Below are 25,315 nucleotides of genomic sequence, written 5' to 3'. Positions count from 1 at the left end.
TTTACATGACTTCGAGAAAAGGCGACACGAGGTCGCCTATCATTAAGAACTAACTAGTTGGCTTTGATATTTAGAGTTACACCGCTTGCGCTTGTATAACCACGTAAATCTATGTGCCAAGTCCCTGCCTGAGGGTTAGTAAATGAACATGACTCACTATTGCCATTTTTGTATGGGCGACATTGATATGTTGAAGTGGAAGAGGCTGAGCCAAAGTTAACATACAAATCTGCATCTCCGCTGCCACCAGAAATTGTAACGGTAAGATTTGAATAACCCGCATTCAAAGATTGGGTATACCTTGCCCACTGACCACTAGAAACTGATATATTACTTTCAGTTCTATCAATTGGAGGCGTTGACCCGCCGCCTGTTGAATAACTACCTGTCAGCGTCACACCAGAGATTTGGTTCCACGCTTCCACCATCACATAGTAAGTACCAGCTTGAATTGTATTAATGGCACAAGTCTCGTTACTCGTTGACGAAGTACTCTTACAGTCGAAGCTTTGTAATGTGGGTCTGCTACCAAACTTGACGTATAAGTCAGCATCACCGGTGCCACCAGCAGTTTCGAATTTTAAGTTAGTCGCATCAGCAGGTACATTCAGCACAAAAAATTGCTGTGCCTTCGCTGCCCCACTGATGCCGGTGCGAGGTACGCCATTGCTTATTTCCTCGTCCGTTGGGGGAGTGCCACAATTGCTGCCTGAACTCAGTTGAGAATTTACACCGACTTGTGCCAGAGCAGCTTTAACGTCGTCAGGGCTGTAACCTAAATCACATGCAGCATCCATTACCCCATTACCAGCCAGATCCCAGTCGGTGCTCGCCGTCCAATACATCTGATTTGCCTTAGCCATTACAAGAAATGCTTTCTTTGTATCCCAACCCGTTGTGGTAGCTAAGTGATAGAAAGCTTTATTAAAAACACCTGACGAATGGTGTACATCCATACCTGAAGTAAAGTTGTTTTGATGATCAATTGAACGGCCATCTTTCGTCGGGTCGTTCATATACCTAAGCGCACCAGTCGCTTTGAAAATATCTTGCCCAACTAGCCAGTCATTAGTGCCTTTCATGTAAAATTCAGCGGCCTCACCGGCCATATCTGAAAAGGCTTCATTCAGTCCACCAGACTTATTGCGGTATACAAGGCCCGAATTCTGCTCCGTGAACCCGTGACTGACCTCATGCGCCGACACATCAAGGCTGACTAAAGGATAAAATCTATCCTTGCCATCACCAAACGTCATCGAACGCCCATCCCAAAATGCGTTTTCGTAATTATTGCTATAATGCACTCGCATTTGTAGTTGAAATGAGAGTGGCGCAGTGCCTAGCCAATCGTTGTACATATTGAAGACGACGTTACCAAAATAGTGCGCATCATTAAGCGGCGAATATGCACCATTAATTTCTTTCACAGTATTTTCTGGGCAAGTAAAGGAGTGGGCACTAGAACCACTGCTACCATGGTTAAGGTGAATAGTCTTAACGTTGGCATTGTTCATTGTACAGGTATTGCCTGATTGACTGACGTCTAAATGACCGTAGTCTGTGCCATAGTTGTATCGCCCAGTTTTTTGGTTTCCACCAGGGCCTGTTGCATTTGCATGCTGAATATTATCATAGCTAACCAATAACTCCCCCGTATTAGCATCAATGATCTGATACGGTCTAGATGGCGATTCCCCATAAGTTACATAAGACACCTCATACACTAATCGAGCCTGATTGTTCTTGTCTATCCAAACTCCGAGTTGGTCTGCTTCGTGGAACTTTTGCAGTGCTTCTTGTGTACTTGATTGATTCGCATGTAGCATTGTTTTTGCTTGCGCTAGCTGTAAGCTTGGCTTAACAGAAGACAAATCTCCTTCAATACCATATACCGCTGCACCGTGAGCATGCTTGAACAATCCCTGCTCATCAAACGTCAAGCTCACAGTATCACCAATGACTGGGAGTCCTTGATACATTTGCTGATAACGATGTGTAACAGCCCCATTTTTGTGTTTAAACGTTTTTAGTACTTTTAGAGAGTCAGTTGCCGAGAGCCCTATCAATTGAGCAGCAGGTGTTGACAACACGCTCGGTGAGCCCGATTGCAACATAACATTCAAATTGTTCTGAATATTTAAATACTGCTTTTGCGCAGCGCCTGCTGTACAGCTTAATACAGCCAATGTGGCGAGAGTTAATTTAGTTATTTTAGGTAGTTTCACTTTATGCTCCTTGATTGTGTGTGTTTTGTATTCGGAACTAATCCGAATGTGCACCATTTCATGGGTGCACAATTGAGCCTAGCCAAACGGAACAAAAAATAAACCATTAATTTACATATGTTAAACCTTTGCGCTAACTCAATTTTTAATCAAAAGTTTCAGGTGGTTATAAAAAATCAATTTAGCTACACGGCTTGAATACGCCTTAAATGTAAACAAATTACTACAAATAGAGTAAATTATTGTTAAACTTGTGAGTGTTTAGAGTACAAATTGCCTTCGAAAGAAAAAGTAAAACCAATTAAATAAGGGAATAAGTCAGAAATAAACTTAGCGCAATTACATGCTACGTAATGTTGATGACAATTTTACATGCGCGTTTAAACATAGTGGGGGGCAATATTAACTAGGTAAAATGAGTTTAAAATTCCTAGATTTGCTTGTGGACGAGTTGATTTCTTACCTGAAATATCAGTCAGACTCGCAGCCTTTATTTAGTGAGGACCGTATATTTCAACTTAATTTGGTGAGATATACTCAACAATCTTCAAAACAAGACTTGTGCATCCGCTTTCGTATAATCGAACATATCTCTAATTGGTATAAGCCCAAGGTCTGGGCGGAAGGTCAATCAAAATATACACCTACTCCGTACTGCAACACGAAGGTTATGAAAACATGCACAACGCTAAGTTAGAATTCGTAAGTATATCTCAGTCTTATTTGCCTTCCTCTTTGGGGTACCCTGCCGTCATACCTCCTTGGGTCAAACGCATCAGTGGACTTGTCAAAGATATTTTGTACCTGTAGAGCGACGCCTTGCTCGCTATCTACTTTCCAGCTAATAGTCGCACCTAACAACCAATGACTTGGCTGATTGTACGACGAAAACTCGGGATCATCTGGCAGAACTTCCGGTACTACTACAACGCCATCTCTCCATATGCCGTTTAGAGAGTACTGCATGTCACCTCGAGTATAGTTAAACACAACAGAGCCAAACTTTTTGTAACTCGGGTTAAAAGGTAGATCAATATACTGCGTAAATGTAGTCGACAGCCATGCGGTTTCACTAATATGCAAAGTGCCACTGAATTCATAGCCTTGCATACTTGTTTCAAAAACATTATCAAACGTAAAGCGTGATTGCGCCTCATCAACAGGAATAAGGTTGATGAAATCTTCTAATTCATTGTCAAAAATAACTAAGTCAAATTGCCAGTTGTCATCTTTTGCATGCCATACTAATTCAGTTGTTTTTAAGTACTCAGCTTTCAACTCGGGGTTACCCAAGGTCACTTCATCATTAGAGTTGAGCTCATTACTGACCGGTACTCTAAACGCTTCGCCGTACTGTAACTTAAAAGTGTGAACCGGGTTGAATTGATATATAACCGCGAGCCTCGGTGAAAGTTTGCGATCGATGTCAATTACATCATCATATCTCAACCCAGTAAACATAGTGATAGATTCAGACAGAGTATATTTTACTTGGGTGTACACTGCATATGAATCAAAATCAGCCTCAAGTGATTTAAATGGCTGATAATCGTTTATTACTTGGAATCCACCTAGATAATATGGTTCATCTACGAATACCTCTCCGGTTTGAGGATTATAGTAGTTGGTATAGACGTCCGCACGAGATTGCTCTTCCCATGAATACTCTGCGCCAATAATAATGTTTAGCGCTTCGTTGTACTCATAAATTGTTTCACTATTTAGAGTGATATCTCTTGATTGCCATCGCGGACCAACAAAAAAATCATGCGCTAATTGCAACTCTTCTGCACTGGCTATAAGGCCTGCATTTTTAATATCGTGTTTAATAAAATCGAGTCGAGTTGTATTTTTTATCGAGTCTTGCCAGGTTGAGTGAACTTCCAACTGTACACCTAAGTTTCTGCTCGTGTGTTCATTATCGCTAGATTCACCGGATAGGTTAATAAACTCATTCAACCGAGTCTCAGTATTATGCACAGCTAGTCGCCAATTTCGCCAATTGAGCTCTACTTCAACAAACCGGCCATCAATTGGGTCTCGAATTTCACTGTCAAAATACTTTTGTCCGTCATCTCGATACAATGACGTATTTGCCTGCAAAGTTAAACCATTTTCAAAGACATGATGCGCACTTAACGCTGCTTGATACATGCTGTTATTGCCCACAGCCGCCATCAATTGATTGTCATTTTTTTTGGTTACTATGTTCATCACGCCCAAAAATGCATTACTGCCATAAAGCGCAGAACCAGGACCTCGAATAAACTCCACTCTATCTACGACCTCAATTGGAATAAACGGTGCGTAAACAGAAGCCTTACCAAATGATGCGTCATTGAGTCTCTGACCGTTGAGCATGACCAATACATTACCACTATCTAAATATATGCCTCTCGCGTGCTCTTTTGGCACAGCACCAACCCAATCACCACGGGTAGACTGCATTCCAGGTACAAAATTCATTAATTCATACACGTTTGCCACACCGAGCAATTGAATATGTTGGCGATTAAAAACGGTCGTACTAGAGGGAACTGTGGTGGGTGTTTCTACGGTTTTAGTGGCGAGAGTGATATTTACATCCAGTAGCTCTTCAAAGCTCAGTTCAAACAGCTCTTCTTGCGAAGCGATTGCATTTAAACTGTAAAACGAGATAAAAATAAGCGGGACTGTTTTTTTCATATTGAGCCTGACTACTGATACCGCAACAAGCTCAATTTAAGTGAACTAATTCACCAAATATTGCTTACACAGTTACCGTTCATACAACTAAATAATACGCATGAAATGTAACTGTGCAAGTTTTTACTTAAGTTTTATGCCGCCTGTAACTTCTTTGCCTTGAAATACTTATACAATCCAATCATGGAAGCCGCTATCCAGAATAGCTCGATCACAAAGCTCGCCAAGTTAAAGTTGTAGCATAAACTTATAAGTAACAATATTGCACCAGAAAGGTTCATGAGGTTATATTTGAGGCCATCTGGTGTGACTTTTTCTAATTGCAGTAAGAAAAATGCACCAACTACAAGAAAAGTACCTGTCATACCAATTACGTCAAATAAAATATCAATCATGTTTTTGTCCATATATTTTGTGGATACTCACCCAAACACGCTGGCCCTTTTCCATGGGTAGGGTGACTTTCAATCGTTGAAACAGCACAAACTCTGTAATTATCTTAAAAACATGCTTGCGGTTACAGGATAATTGTCCTTAGTTTGGCAGTCGCTATTTAAAGGTTACTTTATTGCCAACAATTTTAAGTGCTGGTGCGCCTCTGATGAGTGTTTTTCTGGAAAATTCTTGCTCACATTGAGGGCAATGGGTTTGATTAGTTGTGTGGTCTACACTAATTCGCTCTACAAAACACTTTATCAGACTGCCTTTGCCTCCTTTTCTATACTTAAACAATTTCGCTTTACACTTCGCACAGAAAATATCTACGGTTCTGGTAGGCCCTTTCTTATTTGGCTTAGCCACCTAGTTTAAACTCCCAATAACAAACCCAATTAGCGTAAATTGTAACGTGTGATACCCTGCATTCACCATAAATAATTTAAGCGGTCTTTGCTCAAACAAATAGCTAATACCAAAAGAGGTTGCAACAAATATAACCCCTATTGATAATCCAAGCACCATGGTATCCAGCACGGATGGGCCTTTCCCAACCACTACAGCCATCCCTATAGAAGCAACAATACAAAGCAGGAAAGATCCAAAAAAAATGACTTTATGATTCGCACTTTTTAAATCGAGCTCAGTTAGCCCAGCACCTTCTAACCAAGCCTGTTGAAACATCAAAGGCGAGTACCACAACCCTCCTAATAAAAAGGAGCTTAATGCAGCTAACACTACTGCCACTATGTTGACTTCGAATACATACATTAGCTGTTGTCCCATTGTTCCACTAATTTCAATTTAGTTAAAATCTATCAATAGAGCAATGTCTAGCCCCACCCGCTACTTTGAGACAGGTCGTTTTTGCAACTTTCGCTGTAGCGTTCTTCTGTGCATATTGAGCTGACGAGCGGTCTCTGAGACGTTGCCGTCATTAGCTTGAAGCGTTTGTTGAATATGCTCCCACTCCAATCGCTCTGGAGACATTGTCGACTCAAACGCGTTTTCCAGTTCCACATCTTCACCGCGTAGTTTTTTCGCTATCAACTTGGTATCGGCGGGTTTGGTTAAATAGTCATCAGCGCCAAGCTTGATTGCTTCAACGGCTGTCGCGATACTGGCAAAGCCTGTCAATAACACGAGTTTACAATTAGGCAAAGCAGCTCTTATTTGTTTGATGTGCTGCAACCCCGAAGAGTGCTCCAGCTTCATATCTAGCAATACATACTGAGGTGAAAACGCATTGCATGTGTCCAATATAAACTGCTCTTGATTAACGCATTGACATTCGAACCCCATTTTAGACATACGGCGAGCGAGCGTATTCGAAAATGCCACATCATCCTCAATGATCAATAATTTCATAGTTCACCTATTATTGGTAATACAACGGTAGACAAAACGCCCCCCTCATCTAAGTTCTCTAATTGCAGCTCTCCATCTACTCTTTCAAGGGTTGCATTTGTCAACAGTAATGCCATACCAAATCCGGTATCACTCTCGACCACGAATTTTCCCAAGTTTTCCAATTTTTGCTGAGCTATCCCTTTGCCTTGATCTTTAATCAGCAAATGCCAATTTCCTCGCTGGGCATATGCTGTTAGCTCAATTTTGCATTTGCCAGCTCGTTCATTCGCCTTAGCTGCATTTACAATAAGATTGAGTAAAGCTGGTACAAGCATAGGATCGCCATTGACAACAACTGGCGAGGTTTGTTCAGAAATCGTGAGTGACTGCTCCGGGTATTGCAGCGTCATCAACTCCTCTAGTTGCTCCAAAACATAACTTGACGACTGAGACTGCTCCTGACGTTTTAACTTGAGCAACTCAGTCTGTGCCCTAAAGCCCTCTAACTGCACCCGACATTGAGATATTGGTGAATTCATTTCTGCAACAGCTGGGTGTTCAGGGAAATCTTCTTGAAGCTCTTCCAAAAGTAAGTTCAAATGCGCGATTGGCGTCGCTAACTGGTGTGTTACTTGAGCGGCAGCGCTGCCCAGCGCCAATAGTTGCTCTTGTTGTAATTGCTTTTCTCTTGTTTTTGCAAGTAAAGCCTCTCGCTCTCGTATCCTTTTAACCAAGATAGCGACAACACCAACGGTTACCACAACCATGAATACAAAGTTCACAAACATACCCAGTAAATGCTCTCCCATGTGCATACCATGGTGATGCATTGGCATAGTCACTGCCACATACAAATATCCGTATGCCAACAAAGCACTACTAGATACAAACAGCACATAACCTATAGACACTGTGACCGCAGCGATTATACAAGGCAGGAGTAACAATGAGACAAACGCATTACTCGCCCCCCCCAAAAAGGAGAGCAATAATGATAAGAAGACAATATCGGCCACCAACTGGAGAGTCATTGCTCGCTCAGATATTTCTCTATTGCGGCGGTACATTATAATACTGAACAGCTGAAACAATGATTCTAAAGCAATAATTGTAAATACGGGTTGGTGCGGGATATTCTTATCCAGTAAAACTATCGAAATTAGTACCAAAATGAGTTGTAAAACTATCGCAATAGAGCGCAATAACAACAGTTGGCCGAGTGCCGATTGGGGAGAAAACGCTAAAACCATTGAGTCAGCCTAATTACAAATGATGCGTACTTTACCCTATAGATGAACCAACTGAAAGAACGTTTACATCAATCAATGTTTAGTCGTATTTCAGCACGAATTCAGGGCTAGGTGTCCCTTGATGAAATAGTAACTGCCAACCAGAAACATTTTGCCGCCAAAGAGACATCCGCAATGAGAATTGCAAATTACTATAGGCGTTTCTTCTATAGGCAGCTTGATAGGTTAACTGAGCTAATGTGTCACTGAGCATTTGTCCGCGGAAGTCCTGATTATAGAATTGCGGTACCTTTTCACTGGGCAATCGAGACAGAACATGCCGCTTATCAAACAGTAAGCCATTAGCCGATATTTCGTAAAAATCGTCATCCAACAACATAGATAGCCTTTCTTTTGACTCTCTCACATGCGGCTCGAGCAGCAGTCGCTCCAACGCGATAAGTTCATCAAGTAGTTCCTGAGTGATTTTTCGAATCATAAACAGCTGATATCTGACCTGTTTCTCACTTAATTCTAGTCAATTGCACTAAATCAACAAGGTATTCTTTGTGTGTAAATCAATAGTTTGTTATAAATATGCAACTCACCAAGTGGTCGGATTTGATAAAGAGACACTATGATATATGCAAAAATTACAGGTTGGGGAAAAGCGATACCACCTGCTTCTATCAGCAATGACGAAATCAGTAACATTGTTGATACCAATGACGAATGGGTCACTACAAGGACAGGTATAAAGTCCCGTCGCGTTAGCCATGTTAGTACAGCCGAGCTTGCGACCATAGCCAGTAAACAAGCGCTAGCCTGTGCTGGTGTCGATGGAAAAGACATTGATTTAGTATTACTTGCTACTTGCACCCCCTCAACCATGGTGGCAAACACCGCATCATTAGTGCAAAAGAATATTGGCGCTTCTGGAGCCGCAGCCTGTGATACCAACGCAGCATGTTCAGGTTTCCTTTATGCATTACAAAATGCGACCGCGCAGATACAAGCCGGCATGATCAAAAAAGCTGTTGTAGTTGCAGCAGAGCGCATGACTTGGTATGTAAATTGGGCAAAACGAGACAGTGCCGTTTTATTTGGCGACGGCGCAGGCGCAGTAATTTTAGAAGCGAGCGATGAGCCAAGCGGTCTAATGGGCACTAAAACAGGCTGTGACACTGAAGATCGAGATATTTTACATATTACCAACTATGGTACCGACTTAAATAAGTATGAAGCAGTTGGCCCTTCCGATCTACTATTCGAAGGTAGAGAAATATTCAAGCGTGCTGTCACTGGTATGAGCATTGCCTGTGATGATGTAATGCTGAAGGCAAATTTAAATCTTGACGATATTGACGTACTTATTCCGCACCAAGCTAACTTAAGGATCATTCAGGCGATTCAAAAAAAGCTGGATATTGAAGATGAAAGGGTCATGGTCAATATCAATCACTACGGGAATACATCAGCAGCCACTATTGCTATAGCCCTGTGTGAAGCAGTGGAACAAGGTATGATAAAACCACATGCAAATATTATGTCTGCGGCGTTTGGAGCTGGACTTACTTGGGCTGCCAGCTATATTCGCTGGGGTGAGCGAGTCACACCAATCGCAACATCTGACTATACCTTTCCAAACTGCGAGAAAACCGGCCTAGAGCTAGTCAAAGACGCAGTGCTAGCTTGCCAAAATATTGATTAACCAAGCCTAATAAGCAGCAACCCAGGGTTGCTGCTCGATATACCCCTAAATAGCTGTTAAAATACAACGAATACAGCAAAAATGTGTGTTCGTTAAAAACATGTCACAGATCTCTGAAAACCATCAGAAATAATGCCTATCTAACTAATTTTAAAGATGAGTACTCGTCTTAACAATTGTAAAATGCATTTGACTCATTCAAGATCACAGCTGTGACAAAGCAACTGATATTTGCTACCAACATTAAATTACTGACAACAAACGAGTTAATTAGGGGAATATGGTGTTTAAACCTCATTCAGAGATAAGCCAACTTGAACCACAAGTCGTATGGAAATTTTTTGATCAAATTTGTTCAATTCCACACCCATCAAAGCATGAAGAAGCGTTAGCACAATTTATCGTTAACTGGGCAACATCCCAAAATCTAGCAGTTCGCAGGGATAAAACAGGTAACGTATTTATCAAAAAGCCAGCGACATCTGGCATGGAAAACAGAAAGCCAGTTGTACTGCAAGCACATATTGACATGGTGCCACAGAAAAATGACGATACTGACCATGACTTCGTCACCGATCCTATCAAACCATATGTTGACGGCGAGTGGGTAACCGCTGACGGTACAACGCTGGGTGCGGACAACGGAATTGGTATGGCATCTTGTCTAGCTGTGTTGGCTTCAAATGATGTGGCTCATGGGCCACTTGAAGTCATATTAACTGTCGATGAAGAAGCTGGCATGACAGGTGCCTTTGGTTTGGAAGCTGGATGGTTGGAAGGAGAAATCCTGCTAAATACAGATTCAGAGCAAGAAGGCGAGATTTACATGGGCTGCGCTGGTGGTATCGATGCAAGCCTTACAATAGACATTCAAAGGCAGCCTGCATTGGCTGAACAAGTATATTTAGAGATCTCTTTAAAAGGCTTAAAAGGTGGACACTCTGGTGTAGATATTCACACTGGGCGTGCAAATGCCAACAAACTGCTTGCTCGTACTTTAAAACACCACCTCAATGGCATTGACTTTCAAATTGTTGAATTTAGAGGCGGTTCATTGAGAAATGCAATTCCTCGTGAGGCGTATACCACTATTGCAATTAATGATGCTGATGTTAATAAAGTCGCTGAGTGTATCGAGCATGTGCAGACTCTTATAAGCCAAGAGCTATCCGCGATTGAAACGGGCCTCACATTTACAACAACACAAATTCAACACCCCCTTTCACCTTTGACATCTGCATGTACTCAACAGCTACTCTCACTCCTTAATGCCTGCCCGAACGGTGTGGTTCGCATGAGCGATGATATTAAAGGTGTCGTTGAAACATCGTTGAATCTAGGCGTGATCACCACTGACAAAGACAGTGTTGAAGTTCTCTGTTTGATCCGCTCATTGATAGATTCAGGAAGAAAAGACGTCGAAGGAACTTTAGCATCTCTAGCTGAGCTAGCTGGCGCTAAAATTGAATTTTCAGGTGCGTACCCGGGTTGGAAACCTGAGCCAGAATCAGAACTAATACATATCTTCAGAGACATGTATGAAGGGATTTATGGCAAGAAACCGGATATCATGGTGATCCATGCGGGGTTAGAATGTGGCTTATTCAAAGAGCCTTATCCAGAAATGGATATGATTTCATTCGGCCCAACAATTAAGTTCCCTCATTCCCCAGATGAAAAGGTACACATCGAGTCAGTTGGCTTATATTGGCAGCAAATGAAAGCCTTGCTGTCAAATATTCCGTTAAAAGCTGCTGAATAATACATTAAAAAACGGCTCTAAAAGAGCCGTTTTTTGCTTTCAGTTATCCAAATCGTTTTTGCAAGTAAGAGAAGGTTGCCCTCAATCCAAGGCCTTCACCACCTACTGGTCTGCCCGGCAAATGGCGAACATTCCACGCCATCACATCAAAGTGAAGCCAAGGTGTTGTTTCTGGTTCTACAAACTCTTTTAAATACAAGGCTGCGGTGATTGAACCACCAAAAGGTGTCGAACCGCAATTTGCGATATCAGCAATATCGCTTTTAAACAGCGCTTTGTATTGGTCAAACAATGGTAATTGCCAAACAGGGTCATTGAGCTCGAGACCTTCAGCAATGATGTCACTGGCAATTTGCTGGTCAGTACTATAAAAACCTGGCAATTCAGTACCTAGTGCAATACGACAAGCACCCGTCAAGGTTGCAAAGTCAATCAATAAATCTGGCTGCTCTGCTTGAGCTTCGGCCAATGCATCACATAAAACTAAACGTCCTTCAGCATCAGTGTTGTCGATTTCTACTGTAATACCTTTGCGCGTTACAATCACATCGCCAGGTCTAAAGGCATTTTTTGACACCGCATTTTCAACAGCCGGAACCAATACACGTAATCTAACAGGTAAATTTGCCGCCATGATCATATGCGCAAGACCAAGCACATGTGCCGCACCACCCATGTCTTTTTTCATATTACGCATCCCAGCAGCTGGTTTTAGGTCCAAGCCGCCCGAATCGAAACATACACCTTTACCGACCAATGTTAATTTAGGCGCATTTTCATCACCCCAAGTTAGGTCTAACAGCCTAGGCTTATTGTCACTTGCTCGTCCAACCATATGGATCGTCGGGTAGTTATGCTCAAGTAACTCATCACCGATAAATTGCTTAAACTCACCACCAAACTGTTCACTAAGCTCAATAAATGTTTCCGCCAAATGTTGCGGCATCATGTCAGCCGCGGGCGTATTTACCAAGTCTCGAACTAGGTAAATACCAGCGGTAATATCTGAAACTTTTTTATATAACTTTGGAGCAGAAATGGCTAATTTAGCTTGAATGGGCGCTGTCTTTTTGTAAGCGCTATACTTATATGCGCCAAGGATATAACTAGTCGCAGCCCTTTCAATCAATGCTTCGTCGCCGATAAATTGATACACTCCTTGTGGTAGCTGCTTGGCTAAATCACCAGCTAGCCATTGATCATCAAGCGAATCAACTACACAGACAACACTTGATAGCGCTCCACTGGTCAAGTCCGGTATCAACAACACATTTTGACCTTCTTGGCGTGTCGCTAACACAAAGCTCTTCGTTGTTTGTGCATTTTCCGACAGCCAACCATCTAGTTGCGGTTCAGTGGTTAAATGAATTGGTGTTCCTTCTTGGGAGTGAACGAGTAAAGTACTCATACGTGCCTCTTGTTCTAAGTTGTATTGCCTCAAGGATAACAATAACGCGCGCACAATTCACTGTCATAAGGGTAAGTTTTTTCTGTATTTTTGTAAACGTAATGTCAAAAATTAACTGCCTGATAGCAAAGCACTTAATGGGACCAAGCAAGGGTTGTACTATTTCTTTCGAGACTCTTTTTTATCAGTAAATGAACTCGGTAAAACCTCAACACCAAACTTGTTACCAAGTGCGATAATTAGCGGGATCGTAATAGGGGCAAAAGGTAATATAGCAAAAACCCCTAAACCCAAGCCTTTGAGCACATCTACAAATTGCTTGTTGGCAATTTTTAACTCTGATTTAGACGCATTCCCTAGCGTGTACCTTTTATAGATATCAAGCATTTCCTCTGTCTCTTGCTTCTCTTGAGCAAGCGCCCCTTTTAAAGCAATCAGCGTACGCCTTATTTTAAGCCTCTGCCTTCTTCTGCTAATCCGTGCAACTCGAATTGGCGCTTTGTGAACGACTTTTATTAATCGCATCGATATCCGAAATTAACTTATTTTTTGTCATTCTAGCAAAGTTCTATATAAAAAGCGTGTTGATATTTGGTCCAAAATACCGCTCAAACATACCCCACAAAGCCATTTACATTGTATTATCAAATTAATAATATCCCGGCCTTTTTGTGTTATAAAATCCCGCTATAATCAATATTTATATTGAATGTTCAGACAGTCTCCCCGCCTCACATTTAACAAAAATTACAAAATATACCCATCCAAGAAACAACACCGCTCAATTTACAGGCTAAAAAGACCTAAAATCGTCACAAATCAGAAATAAATGCAATTAAATCAAACAAAAGATTGAACTTAGCAAATTGGCTGCTATTTTTATAAATGTGTTAATCATTTGAATAAGTTCTTGAGAAAGCACGTTATTGCATATTGCAATTTAGTTTACAAAAAAAGTTTAGAAAAACTGGGGAAACAGGATGAAACTACAGAGATGCAAACTAAGAAATGCAATTCGATTTGCGATTTCTACAACTGCAGCAACCACAGCTTTACTTGCATTTGGCGTTCAAGCAGATGCCAGAGAAGAAGGAGCTAACAAAGACATTGAAAAAATAGCCGTGGTAGGTTCTAGGGCCGCACCGAGATCCGTCGGTGAATCACCAGTCCCGATTGATATCATTGGCGGTGATGAACTAAGCAAAGCTGGCGGTGACGATATGCTTGAGCTGTTGAAAGGCTCTGTACCATCGCTCAACGTCCATGCAAACCCTATCAGTGATGCTGCTAGCTTAGTTAGGCCAGCCAACTTAAGGGGTCTGCCAGCAGATTCAACTTTAATACTGCTCAACGGTAAGCGTAGACACCGTTCTTCTGTCATTGCGTTTTTAGGTGGTGGTATTAACGATGGTGCACAAGGGCCCGATATTTCAGTTATTCCAAGCGTTGCATTAAAACAGGTAGAAGTACTTCGTGACGGTGCAGCAGCGCAATATGGTTCTGACGCCATTGCTGGTGTTTTGAACTTTGTATTGAAAGACGCGTCAGAAGGCGGAAGCTTCTCTGTCAAACAGGGTGAGTATTACGAAGGTGATGGTGATACCACCACCTTTGAAGGTAATGTTGGTTTACCATTTACCGATCAAGGGTTTGCTAATTTAAGTTTCCAATACAAAGAAGCAGATGCCACTAGTAGAAGTGTCCAACGACCAGATGCTCAAGCATATGCAGATGCCAATGTAGAAGGTATTAGAGACCCTGCACAAATTTGGGGTGCTCCAGAAATTAAAGACGACATTACGCTGTTTGGTAATGTCGGCCTTGAGCTCAGCAATAGTTCTGAGTTTTACATGTTTGGTAACTACTCAGAAAGAGATGTAAAGGGTGGTTTCTATTATCGTAACCCTCAAACTCGTCCTCAAGTTTATTCCAATGACGGCGGCAATACGCTGCTTGTAGCTGACTTAGATGGCGTAGGTACAGGCATTGGCTGTCCAACTATTAACCTTAAAGACGCTGATGGCAATCGCATTCAAAATGTTGCAACCATTGCTGCATATCAACAAATTGCAGCAGATACGGAACTAGGCCGTAACTGTTTTGCCTTTAACGAGATACTGCCAGGTGGTTTTACTCCCAACTTTGGCGGCAATATCACTGACACGTCTTTAACCATAGGTACCAGAGGTGACTTCACTGAAGGCTTCATGGAAGGCGGTTTTTATGACATCAGTGGCTCTGTAGGACGTAACGAATCACGCTACTTCATCACTAACACAGTGAACGCATCACTTGGTGCTGAAACACCAATGGAGTTTAGTCCTGGTAAATACATTCAATTAGAGAAAAACTTTAACTTAGATGTTTCTAAAGGATTCGATTTTGGCCTCGCATACGATGTGAACGTTGCTACAGGCCTTGAATGGCATGAAGAAACATTTGAAGTTATAGCCGGTGACGAAGCCTCCTTTATTGCAGGTCCATTGACTCAACAAGGCTTTGGTATTGGCTCTAATGGCTTCCCAGGTTTCCAACCTTCAGCCGCAGGTGAATATTCTCGTCGTAACTACGCTGCATACATTGATATAGAGACGCCATTCACCGATGATTTTTTAATGGGTTGGGCACTTAGATTTGAGGATTATGACTCATTTGGTTCTACAACCAACTTTAAGATTATGGGTCAATATCAACTGACCGACGACTTATCAGTGCGAGGCTCTGTCAGTACAGGTTTCAGAGCTCCAACAGTTGGTCAAGCAAATGTGAGTAATGTTCAAACAAACTTAAGTAGTGGCGTACTAGTTGACTCGGCATTATTACCACCGACAAACCCAGTTTCAGAAATACTTGGTGGTACAGAATTACAGCCTGAAGAATCAGAAAGTTACACATTAGGTTTTGTTTATCAGACTGGAGATTTATTCTTAACGATCGACTACTACAACATCCAAGTAGAAGACAGACTTAGTCAATCTGAAAAAATCAACCTGACACCAGCACAAAAAGAAGCTCTAAAAGCTGATGGTGTGCCTAATGTGGATAGCATTGCTCAAGTGTCGTTCTTTACCAATGACTTTGATACCACAACACAAGGTGTGGATGTGGTTGCAAACTACTCAATGGATTTACTTGGTGGATTTGCCACGTTTAGCATGGCATACAACTGGAATGAGACCGAAGTTGATAAGTTCTCTGCAATCACTGGCGAATTTAAGGTAAAACGTTTAGAAAATGATTTACCTCAACATCGCGCAACTTACACTTGGACTCAACAGTGGGAAGACTTCTCAGGCTTTATCCGCTACAACTACTTCGGAGAGTATCAAGGTGTGCACGTCGACTATGATGCTACTGCAATCATGGCTGACCCAACATTCACAATTGATGCCGAGCTAACCTACTATGCGACTGAAAATATCAGTCTCACAGCGGGCGCTAACAACATCTTCGACCAAGATGCTGAAAAAGTTATCAACTTTGCTGAAGACGGTGCAACAGAGTTAACGCCTTCTAACAATTGGGGCGGGGTATATTATGAGACATCGCCATTTGGTATTAATGGTGGATTCTACTACGTCAAAGCAACTTATACGTTCTAAACTTTATCTGTAACCCAGAAGCAAAAGAGGAATTAGCGATGGCTTTTTCCTCTTTTTATTTTTATCATGAAAATAAACAGCTTAATACCATGTTACTTTTAGACCGCGCCACAGAGCTACTCTTAGAAAATAGGCTTAGAGAAGCTGAGTTTATGTTCAAGCAAGTGCTTAAACAAAACCCTAAAAATGGCAAAGCTTTATTTGGCTTAGGGCGCATATGTATGCGCTTAGAGCAGTACGACAATGCCATATATTACTTAAAAAGAGCATGTGAACACCTGCCAAAAATGCTCGACCCACTGTATGCTTTGGCTGATGCTTTTATTGCTGTAGGCTCCCCAGTAGATGCCAAGACTGTATTAGAATATGCGCTCAGCGTAGCCAGACACAATGCGCAAGTTCATTACCACTTAGGACAATTTTATTTAGACCATGGCTTTATCGACAATGCGTATCAGGTTTTTCAAAAAGGATTAGAATGCCCTTCTACTGGGGTTTCTATATTCATTATATTCGAGCTGATGCAGTTGGCACCAACCAACGAAATCCCAGCATTAATGGAAAAGCTAACTGAATTTGAGGGAAAATACGAACACCCAAAATTTCAAATTATCGCTTATCATGCTTTTGCCACCGCACACCAAGCGTTGGGAGAATATAAAGAAGCATTTGAGTTTTACGATCAGGCTAACAAACTGCAACTCGAACAGTGTGAATTTAAAACAGCAGACATGGTTCCTTTTTTCAATCGTCTACTTGAAACTTGTAACAGCGACTTTTTTGACAAGCCAATAGACAAAGTGAAATCGACGTTTACGCCTGTCTTCATCGTTGGACTGCCTAGGACGGGGTCAACACTACTTGAACAAATACTTACACAGCACTCTCAAGTAGGCTCAATAGGAGAAAGTATCATAATCAGCGACAAGATAGTCCCCTACCTTGAAATGCGAACTGAGCGTGATTTTCCTGAATGTATATATGAAACAACAACATCTATGCTGGACTATTGTCGCAGTGTATATGTAGATGAAGTGAAAAAAAACAGAGTGCAAGAAGAGGCGGTAATAAACAAGCTACCAGCCAATTTTCAAAATATAGGGCTAATATACAAAATATTCCCAAATGCGCGATTCATACACTTAACACGCGACTTTAGAGCTAATGCGTGGTCTGTGTACAGCAATCATTTCGCAGAAAATGAACCTTACTTTTGTTCGTTAACTGAATTCCAGCTCTATGCAGACATTGAGCAGCAAGTTATGGAGCATTTTTCTTCTCATCTTAACAAAAGCATTTTTCATGTTAGTTATGAGACCTTGATCGATGACCCAGAGCGTACAATCCAAAAGCTTTTAAACTTTATTTATTTAAAATATGAACCTGAATGCATGGACTTTTACAAAAGCCGAAGCAAAGTTTCCACGTTGAGTAAAACTCAGGTGCGGCAACCTATCCACAGCCGTTCCCTAACACGCTGGCAAGCTTTTGAAACATACATTGAAAAAGAGTTGGGGCAACTCACCCCCAAGAAAAATTAACGTTATTAAATCAGCGTTGATGATCCCGAAACCAATTTAGCACGTCTTGAAATTGCTCTGTTACTGCATTTGGGTGCGTCAACATATCAATATGGCCATAATTATGTGTATGGCCATACTTTTTACCATATATATTTAGCGCTTGAGTGCCTATACCAGATTCTTTCATAAACATTTTTATATCAATTGGTTGGGCCAGAGCTTTATCGTTCACTCCTGCAATGTGTAAAGTCGGTGGCAGCTTTTTGTCACTTAATTCATAGGCGTAATCAAAAGCATCATCACTATCTACCCAAGGGCTTATTTTTGCCCACTCAGCGCTTTGCCTATGTGATTTTGCGGTTTCACTATCGGAACCCCAACGCAGCTTTTTAGCTGGTAAATAACCATGCTTTTTTGTGTAGTAGTACGCAAGCCGATACCACATTACATTAGCCTTTAGCAGCTTCTCCGGATGATTGTTGTATAGACTGCGTTTTGAGCCAAAGTATGCACATGCATCAACGTATTTTATTTCTTCCGGAAAACGCGCAAATACACTATTCATAATTACGCCCCCCCACGAGTGTGCAACCCAGAATTGGGGGCGCTCACCGAGCTGATTTGAAATAAACTCTACGGCAGTAGGCACATCTTCAACAATGGACTCAGTTTGACCATAATCATGGCCTCTGGAGATTGGCGGTACGCTTTCCCCTCTTCCACGTAAGTCTAATACAAAGCACCTGTAGCCATGAGTCGCTAAAAATGGCGCCAGCCCCTTATTATTGTGAGTATAAAAAATCTTACCATTCTCCACCGCACCATGTAGAAGCAAAACAATCGGTCCCGTCTTCTCGGTGTTGTGTATATACCTCAAGTGCAAAGATGTTCCTGCATCAGCTAACGGCACTTGCATTGATTCTTGATTTATCATTGTATATCCAAGGCTTTTTACTCATCGTACCAGTTGCAAGTTAAAAAAGTAACCCCAATAGTGAAGACATTGAATTTAGGGTATAATTCTTACTAGTCATTCTGTGAGACACAATTTCAAACATGCACCCTAGAAACAAACACGCCTCAGGCTATGATCTTCCTGGACTAACAAAAGTAGTTCCTGAACTTGCAAATTATCTAGTTACAAAACAAAACGGTGAAGATACTGTCGACTTCTCTGATCCTAAGGCGGTGATACTCCTTAACAAAGCATTACTTTTTAAACATTACGGTATTGCTTTTTGGGATTTGCCTGACCAATTTTTGTGTCCCCCAGTTCCCGGCAGAGCTGATTACATTCATGCACTTGCCGACCTACTTGCCGAAGAACACAATGACATTGTACCTACAGGTAAAAAGGTAAAGTGCCTAGATATTGGCACAGGCGCCAATTTGATTTACCCGATCATAGGTCAATCTGAATACAAATGGCAGTTTGTAGGGAGTGATATAAACCCAATTGCAGTAAAAGTTAGTCAAAGTATTGTCAAAGCGAATAAGCTGCCTATAAAAGTAAAGCATCAACCTAATAGCGATGCATTTTTTACAGGGATCATTGGTAAAAGCGACTATTTTGATATCACCATGTGTAATCCGCCATTCCACGCAAGTGAGCAAGAAGCAAAAAAAGGCACTGACAGAAAGTGGAAAAACCTAGGTGTTGCCAAAACATCACAGCACCTTAATTTTGGCGGCCACGCGCCCGAACTTTGGTGTAAAGGCGGCGAGCTGGCATTTATTCGGGGCATGATTAATGAAAGTGCACAATTTAGAGACCAAGTAGGCTGGTTTACAAGCTTAGTCTCCAAAAAAGATAATTTGCCGGCTTTGACCAAATGCCTATCGAAAATCGGTGTTAAGCAACATAAGGTCGTAAAAATGGTACAAGGCAACAAACAAAGCCGCTTTATTGCTTGGCGCTTTGACTAATCAACCTGCTATTGAGCTAATCTGCGTAGTTTTTTAACACACCATATAAATTTCTCAAATCTACGGGTTTGCCGATATGAGCGACAAACCCCTGAGCTAAATACTTTTTCACGTCACCTGTCATGACATTGGCAGTCAGCGCAATAACTGGCATACTTGCACAATGTTTGTTGATTATTTTTTGTGCTTCTACGCCATCCATTTCTGGCATATGAATATCCATTAGAACCAAGTCATAAAGATCATTTTGACAAGCTTCAACAGCTTCTACGCCATTTTCTACGAGCATCAACTCAGCATAAGTATCTTTGAGCATTGTTTTTATCAAAATTTGATTTATTTTATTATCTTCCGCAATCAGTATTTTTTTCCCTGCTAGATTTGGTGGTGATAAAGATCTGCACTGTTTGAGATTAGATTCTTGAGATGACTTATCCAATGGTAGCCAAAGATCGATGCTTGTACCTTTTCCTTGTTGGCTCGTTAGTTCAATTTTCCCTTTCATTAGCTGCACTAAACTTGCCGTAATAGACATACCTAAACCTGTACCTCCATACTTTCTGGTAGTTGAAGTGTCAGCTTGGGAAAACCGGTCGAATATACACTTTTGAGCCTCTTCACTCATACCTATACCAGTGTCTGTAATCTGTAAATTAACAGCTTCTTTTTCATCATAATTACCAGATCTGACCGTTATTTTTACTGAGCCTTTGTCGGTAAACTTTACCGCATTTGAGGTAAGGTTTAATAAGATCTGCTTTACTCTAACTAAATCACCAAGCCACCTGTCGTCGAAGCTGTCCTCTATCGTGACAATAAACCCAATTCCTTTATTACTAATGACTGAGTCTAAGTCATACTTAACAGACTCTATTATTTCTTTGAAAGATAGTGGCGCTTTTTCTAGCTCCAGTTTATTTGACTCTATTTTGGAATAATCCAAAATATCATTAATGATTGTGAGTAAACTTTGCGCGGAAAAAGATGCGTTTGACAGTATTTGTCTAAAATCTTTACTTAATTCAGCGGTTTCAAGCAACTGTAGTCCGCCCAATATGGCATTCATAGGGGTGCGTATTTCGTGGCTCATATTTGCGACAAAATCGCTTTTGGCTTTGGCTGAATTTTCTGCTTCAGTTTTTGCCGCGGCCAGCTTTTCTATCACATTGACTTTATCAGTAACATCATAGTTAACCCCGATAACCTTGATTGCTCTACCTATTTCATCTTTTATAACTTCGGCACTTGCTTTCATTGTCCGAACCACGCCATTAGGGTGCACAACTCTAAATTCAGGTTCGTACACGCCCTCTCCTTTTACAGCTGCTTCCAACTTCGCACTCGCGAAACCAATGTCATCAGGGTGAACGCTATTAACCCATGCTTCATAGACACCAGAGAATTGACCTTTAGTTACGCCATATAGCTTAAACATCCAGTCATCCCAAATTAACTCATTTGAAACAAGATCCCATTCCCATACACCTATCTCCGCAGAGTCATTCGCTAATTGCATGCGAATCGCAAAAGAATCCGCAGCTTCTTTTGCTTTTTGTATTTGTGCTTCAATCGCTTTTTGTTGTGTCGTGTCTTGTACCACGGACCATATAAAGTCCTCGCCGTCACTGTCTGTGATTTTTATTCCTGACAGTAAAACGGGAAAAGTACTCCCCGCTTTATGTATGTACTCTTTAGCGTAAGGACCATATCGGCCTTGTTGTTTTAAGTCATCCAGCTGCTTGTACTCTTGCTCTTCATATTTACGCGGAGTTAGCTGCCAATAATCCATATTATTCAGCTCTTCTACTGAATACCCTGTCATATTGCTAAACTCATGATTAACGTATTGAAAGCTGCCGTCCTTCATATAATTAATAGCTATTCCCACCGGCGCTAGATTAACAAAATGCTCAAACTTTTCTTTTTCCCTTTGATATGCTTTTTTATAGCGTTTCAAATCTGAGTGGGCTTCATCTAGCTGCTTCTGAGTTCTGACAATTTCGGTGATATCTCGGCCTATTGCCAAGATCAAATCCTCGCCATGCGATTGAATCGCCGTAAGTGACACTAAACAAGGAAAAGTCGACCCATCGAGGCGATTATGTGTCCATTGAAATAGCTGCGCTCCTTCATCACGCGCTTTTGTAATAAACCCTTTAGCCAAGGATTCTGATAGCTGGCCACAAGGTTGATACTTAGGCGAAATATCTGCAGGACCAAGCTGTAAGAACTTGTCCTTATTCTGAACACCGTGCATTTCAACTGCTGCCGCATTGCATTCGATAAACTTTCCGGACTTTAGATCGATAATGGATAATGCATCCCCCGATGCATCAAAGAGGTTTTTGTATTTGTCTCTTTCAGATGTGACCTTTTCAAGCGCTAATTTTAATTTCTTATTTTCGCTTTCTAAGTCGGTGCTGCTGTTTTGTGACATTATGACTTCCTGTGCTCAACAGAGTTAACCATTTTAGCTTGCCTAATTGAATATAGAATATGATCTTCCGCAATGAAATAAAAATGGCTCGAGGCCAATTGAAAAACGCCCAGTAATGCAGAGAGTTAGCTTCGAATCAATGATTTATTAAGAGCTTTTCAGCTTGTTTTTACTGGAATACGGATTTCAAAACAACTCCCTTTACCCAACTCAGACGTCGCGATTAACTCTCCATGATGATTTTTAATTAGCATCAAGGCAATGGTAAGTCCTAAGCCAACGTTCTGCCCCACGGGCTTACTTGAATAAAAGGGATCGAAAATGTGGCTCAATTTTGTAGGCTCTATACCAACCCCTTGATCTTTAAAAGAGATAGACACGTTTCCCCTACCCAAGCGTACTTTTACTGAAATATCACGTGGCAGAGCGCCAGATTCAATTGCATTGGTATGTAAAATATCAAAGACTTTTAAAAGCTGCTCTCTACAGCAAAGCAGCGTGATGTCACTATTAGGCTCATTATCAAAAACGATTTGTGTACTAAGATTACTGACAAAACATGTGAATATTTCTGTTAAATTATGCAACTGCGCCCGTTCATCTGATACTCCATTAAATACGGACAATGCAGCTACTATTTGCTCAATTCTATTTAAGTCAATTTCATTGTCTTCAAGCAGCTCAAATATATCTATTAAATCACCGTTAAGTGACTCATTGTTTAGCACACTAATATGGTGGCTGAGACCTTTAATATAATCCTTTAGGACCGTAAAGTTACATTTCATTGCACCCAGCGGGTTATTAATTTCATGCGCCATACCCGACGCCAAATAACCAACAGATGCCATTTTCTCCGATTGAAGTAGTGAATTTTGCTGCTCTAAGATTTTTTCATTTGCAGCAATAAGAGATTGATTCAGCTGTGTTAACTCGGCGGTCCTTACTGCAACTTTGGCTTCAAGATTATCATTGAGGTCCTTCAACTCTGAGGCCAGCTTAGACTGCTTTTTAATATCACAATATGCCCTTAACGCACTTGTCATGGTGATGTATAACTTCGATTTCGTTAGATCAACTTTGTTTTTATAGTCATTGATATCGTACTTCAACATGACTTCATGTTCTGGGATCGTACTCGGTTGCCCTGTTCTTAAAATAATCCTCACATCATGGTTTTTGAGTTCTTGTCGTATTTGATGAACGCACTCCAACCCAGCATTATCTGTTTCCATAATAACATCGAGTAACACAACACAAATATCTTGCTCATCAAGCATGTATTTAATAGCTTCTGATTTCGAGTAGGCATGAATGAATGACAACTCCCTATCTTCATAGGCAAACCTAGATAACGCCATTTTGGTGACATTGTGAATCTCAGGCTCATCATCAACAATTAAAACCTTCCATGGAGACAACTTCGTCCTCTCCACATTTTGTGAAGATTCACTTGCAAGAAAAGAAAAAGGTGAGTTAGGCATGGCTACCAAATTTGTCTAATGATAGCCTTAAGCATGGCAAAAAATGTTAAAATTACAACCTATTAAGTTCTGTTTTATAGTGTTTTCTGCATACTGAAACGTAGCGGTCATTACCACCAATTTCCACTTGATCGCCATCGGCGATGGCATTACCCTGCTCATCCAATCTCAAGACATGGTTGGCTTTACGACCACAATGGCAAACTGTTTTCAATTCAATCAGTTTGTCGGCCCATGCCAGTAGGTATTGCGCCCCCTCAAACAACTCGCCTCTAAAGTCTGTTCTAAGGCCATAACACAAAACGGGAATACCGAGTGAATCGACAACATCCGTTAATTGAGAAACTTGATCCTTTGATAAAAATTGACTTTCATCCACTAAAATACAATCTAACTTGTGTCGATTATGTTCATCCTGAACCAATTGAAACACATTGGTTGTAGGTTCAAACGTACTCGCATCGGCCTCGAGACCTATTCGTGACGCAACTTTGCCAACACCTGAGCGGTTATCTATAGCAGCGGTTAAAATAAATGGGGTCATACCTCGTTCTCGATAATTAAACGCGGACTGAAGTAAGGTCGTGGATTTACCAGCGTTCATCGCCGAATAGTAAAAATAAAGTTGTGCCATAATAACGATAGGATATTCTAGAGTGCACGCTAGTCTACAGAAACTTCTGCATACTGACCATATTCAATATCTGGGAATTTTATGTTCAACAGGGTTTTTGATGTAATCTAAGTAATATTCATGCAATGGCATAGCACCCAACCCTCGCCACAAAGTTTGTGCTACTTCAGGATTTTGCTGCAAAAAAGCCTCTGATAAGGCCAAATAACCATAGCTTATATCTATCGGGGGGAAAATAGGGTCGAGCGTTTCACTATATGGAAACCCCGCAACTTGCTCATCGTACACTTGGCACAAACCAAGTGAGCCATCAACTAACCCCTTCAACACGAGCTGGTAAGCATCATCTTGCGAATCAGTTTGAATGACACGGTATAAGTCTTGTTGAAGCACATGTAAAACAGAGTATCCCCTTGGGATGGCCAAGCTTAATGGGTAGTTGTTATTTGCAACGTCTTGCCCTAACCCTTGCTGCCCAACTAAGCATGTCCCTAGCATACTAATTGCTAAACTTTCATCGACACTCCCTTGAGCATTTCTTGGAAAGTTTAAAAACTTATCTCTTTCAGAACGGTATGAAGCAATGACTGCGTCAACCTTGTTTTTTTGAATATCGTTTAAACACCTCTGCCAAGGCTTGCGAACAAATTTAAACCGTACCGTACGTACATTGCTTTGTAGCTTACGTAAAATTTCGATTGTCGCACCAGGGCGCTTATCAGGTACTTCGAAGCCATTTCCGAGAAAAAATGGCGGAATATTTTTGTCTTCATAGCACAAAGTCATATAAGTGGTGGCACAGGCCATGGATGACCACAATATTATAAGTAAAAATGCTAATAGACGCATATAGTTCACAACAAGATTAAGAGTGCGCATTGATGTTAAATGCTTGGCTATAAAT

The 25,315-nt window shown here is 41.2% G+C and carries 20 protein-coding genes; 5 read left to right on the top strand and 15 right to left on the bottom strand.

Annotation, left to right across the window (positions count from 1 at the left end; genetic code table 11):
- Positions 1-53: 53 nt before the first annotated feature.
- From J8M00_RS01485 to J8M00_RS01455, 8 genes are all read right to left on the bottom strand, one after another.
- Entirely contained in the window at positions 54-2,225 is a 2,172-nt protein-coding gene (locus J8M00_RS01485) for a M4 family metallopeptidase (protein WP_348772538.1), read from the bottom strand.
- 693 nt (positions 2,226-2,918) lie between these two features.
- Positions 2,919-4,910, bottom strand: a complete 1,992-nt coding sequence (locus J8M00_RS01480) for a TonB-dependent receptor plug domain-containing protein (protein WP_211008601.1) — start codon at positions 4,908-4,910, stop codon at positions 2,919-2,921.
- 134 nt (positions 4,911-5,044) lie between these two features.
- The gene (locus J8M00_RS01475; RefSeq protein ID WP_023397893.1) at positions 5,045-5,305 is read right to left on the bottom strand and encodes a CBU_0592 family membrane protein; all 261 of its coding nucleotides are present in this window, start codon (positions 5,303-5,305) and stop codon (positions 5,045-5,047) included.
- A 154-nt stretch (positions 5,306-5,459) separates the two neighbouring features.
- The gene (locus J8M00_RS28160) at positions 5,460-5,711 is read right to left on the bottom strand and encodes a hypothetical protein (protein WP_284138233.1); all 252 of its coding nucleotides are present in this window, start codon (positions 5,709-5,711) and stop codon (positions 5,460-5,462) included.
- The gene (locus J8M00_RS01470; protein WP_247687178.1) at positions 5,712-6,131 is read right to left on the bottom strand and encodes a DUF1761 domain-containing protein; all 420 of its coding nucleotides are present in this window, start codon (positions 6,129-6,131) and stop codon (positions 5,712-5,714) included.
- A 60-nt stretch (positions 6,132-6,191) separates the two neighbouring features.
- A complete protein-coding gene (locus tag J8M00_RS01465) occupies positions 6,192-6,713 on the bottom strand; it encodes a response regulator transcription factor (RefSeq protein ID WP_211008600.1) in 522 nt (173 codons plus the stop codon).
- A complete protein-coding gene (locus J8M00_RS01460; protein WP_211008599.1) occupies positions 6,710-7,945 on the bottom strand; it encodes a sensor histidine kinase in 1,236 nt (411 codons plus the stop codon). Before J8M00_RS01460 ends, J8M00_RS01465 begins: the two co-directional genes overlap by 4 nt.
- A gap of 79 nt (positions 7,946-8,024) precedes the next feature.
- Positions 8,025-8,423, bottom strand: coding sequence for a DUF4440 domain-containing protein (locus J8M00_RS01455; protein WP_211008598.1), 399 nt, complete (start codon positions 8,421-8,423; stop codon positions 8,025-8,027).
- A gap of 138 nt (positions 8,424-8,561) precedes the next feature.
- Here J8M00_RS01455 and J8M00_RS01450 point away from each other — a divergent pair, with 138 nt between their 5' ends.
- Both J8M00_RS01450 and J8M00_RS01445 read left to right on the top strand, forming a co-directional pair.
- A complete protein-coding gene (locus tag J8M00_RS01450; protein ID WP_211008597.1) occupies positions 8,562-9,635 on the top strand; it encodes a ketoacyl-ACP synthase III in 1,074 nt (357 codons plus the stop codon).
- A gap of 283 nt (positions 9,636-9,918) precedes the next feature.
- On the top strand, positions 9,919-11,397 hold the full coding sequence (locus J8M00_RS01445) for an aminoacyl-histidine dipeptidase (protein ID WP_211008870.1): 1,479 nt from the start codon (positions 9,919-9,921) through the stop codon (positions 11,395-11,397).
- Positions 11,398-11,440: 43 nt separating this feature from the next.
- Here J8M00_RS01445 and J8M00_RS01440 read toward each other — a convergent pair whose 3' ends face one another.
- A complete protein-coding gene (locus tag J8M00_RS01440) occupies positions 11,441-12,805 on the bottom strand; it encodes a leucyl aminopeptidase family protein (protein WP_211008596.1) in 1,365 nt (454 codons plus the stop codon).
- 159 nt (positions 12,806-12,964) lie between these two features.
- On the bottom strand, positions 12,965-13,330 hold the full coding sequence (locus J8M00_RS01435) for a hypothetical protein (RefSeq protein ID WP_211008595.1): 366 nt from the start codon (positions 13,328-13,330) through the stop codon (positions 12,965-12,967).
- A 455-nt stretch (positions 13,331-13,785) separates the two neighbouring features.
- Here J8M00_RS01435 and J8M00_RS01430 point away from each other — a divergent pair, with 455 nt between their 5' ends.
- Both J8M00_RS01430 and J8M00_RS01425 read left to right on the top strand, forming a co-directional pair.
- Positions 13,786-16,407 carry a TonB-dependent receptor plug domain-containing protein gene (locus J8M00_RS01430; protein ID WP_211008594.1) on the top strand — a complete coding sequence of 874 codons (2,622 nt, stop codon included), beginning with the start codon at positions 13,786-13,788 and terminating at the stop codon, positions 16,405-16,407.
- A gap of 38 nt (positions 16,408-16,445) precedes the next feature.
- Positions 16,446-17,948, top strand: a complete 1,503-nt coding sequence (locus tag J8M00_RS01425; RefSeq protein ID WP_247687176.1) for a tetratricopeptide repeat-containing sulfotransferase family protein — start codon at positions 16,446-16,448, stop codon at positions 17,946-17,948.
- A gap of 10 nt (positions 17,949-17,958) precedes the next feature.
- On the opposite strand, the gene J8M00_RS01420 is transcribed toward J8M00_RS01425, so the two are convergent.
- Positions 17,959-18,864 carry an alpha/beta fold hydrolase gene (locus tag J8M00_RS01420; protein ID WP_211008593.1) on the bottom strand — a complete coding sequence of 302 codons (906 nt, stop codon included), beginning with the start codon at positions 18,862-18,864 and terminating at the stop codon, positions 17,959-17,961.
- Positions 18,865-18,986: 122 nt separating this feature from the next.
- Between J8M00_RS01420 and rlmF the strand changes: the two genes are divergently transcribed.
- Positions 18,987-19,856 (top strand): 23S rRNA (adenine(1618)-N(6))-methyltransferase RlmF, encoded by an 870-nt coding sequence (gene rlmF / locus J8M00_RS01415; protein WP_211008592.1) that lies wholly within the window; start codon positions 18,987-18,989, stop codon positions 19,854-19,856.
- Positions 19,857-19,872: 16 nt separating this feature from the next.
- Here the strand turns inward: rlmF and J8M00_RS01410 are convergent, their stop codons facing one another.
- The 4 genes from J8M00_RS01410 to J8M00_RS01395 form a co-directional block, all read right to left on the bottom strand.
- Positions 19,873-22,293, bottom strand: coding sequence for a PAS domain-containing hybrid sensor histidine kinase/response regulator (locus J8M00_RS01410; protein WP_211008591.1), 2,421 nt, complete (start codon positions 22,291-22,293; stop codon positions 19,873-19,875).
- A gap of 158 nt (positions 22,294-22,451) precedes the next feature.
- Positions 22,452-23,714: an ATP-binding protein gene (locus J8M00_RS01405; RefSeq protein WP_211008590.1), complete on the bottom strand. Its 1,263-nt coding sequence runs from the start codon at positions 23,712-23,714 to the stop codon at positions 22,452-22,454.
- A gap of 115 nt (positions 23,715-23,829) precedes the next feature.
- The gene (locus J8M00_RS01400) at positions 23,830-24,411 is read right to left on the bottom strand and encodes a thymidine kinase (protein WP_211008589.1); all 582 of its coding nucleotides are present in this window, start codon (positions 24,409-24,411) and stop codon (positions 23,830-23,832) included.
- Between the two features lie 63 nt (positions 24,412-24,474).
- Entirely contained in the window at positions 24,475-25,218 is a 744-nt protein-coding gene (locus J8M00_RS01395) for a transporter substrate-binding domain-containing protein (protein WP_211008588.1), read from the bottom strand.
- Positions 25,219-25,315: the final 97 nt, after the last annotated feature.

Origin of the sequence: Pseudoalteromonas luteoviolacea, from assembly GCF_018100925.1 — a bacterium.
Taxonomy (GTDB): domain Bacteria; phylum Pseudomonadota; class Gammaproteobacteria; order Enterobacterales; family Alteromonadaceae; genus Pseudoalteromonas; species Pseudoalteromonas obscura.
Note: the sequence above shows the minus strand (reverse complement) of the source record. Positions and strands in the feature narration are given on the sequence as shown.